The sequence below is a fragment of the Capnocytophaga canis genome (genome assembly GCF_000827555.1).
Classification (GTDB): domain Bacteria; phylum Bacteroidota; class Bacteroidia; order Flavobacteriales; family Flavobacteriaceae; genus Capnocytophaga; species Capnocytophaga canis.
Genome location: NZ_CDOI01000086.1, coordinates 1 through 290, shown reverse-complemented (window position 1 = coordinate 290; position 290 = coordinate 1). Strand labels below are relative to the sequence as shown.

The 290-nt window shown below is 38.6% G+C and carries 1 tRNA gene; it reads left to right on the top strand.

From position 1 onward, the window contains the following. Nucleotides 1–100 precede the first annotated feature (100 nt). A tRNA-Ala gene (locus tag CCAND38_RS02390) sits at nt 101–174 on the top strand. Nucleotides 175–290: the final 116 nt, after the last annotated feature.

Genomic DNA, 290 nt, shown 5'->3' with positions numbered 1-290 from the left:
TGAAAGGAAATTTTAGAGGTTGTTGCTTTTAAGATAGGTAAGAGTTTTGGGATTGATATAAACTATTCCCTATTGCCTAACCCCTAATACCTATATTAATGGGGAATTAGCTCAGCTGGCTAGAGCGCCTGCCTTGCACGCAGGAGGTCAAGGGTTCGACTCCCTTATTCTCCACATGATGCTTAAAGCCTTTAGCTAATGGCTAATAGCGGAAAGCTATAAAGAGTTCATTGACATATTGGGATAAAAAACACGAGAGATCAAATAAGATTGATTAAATCGAGAAAGAA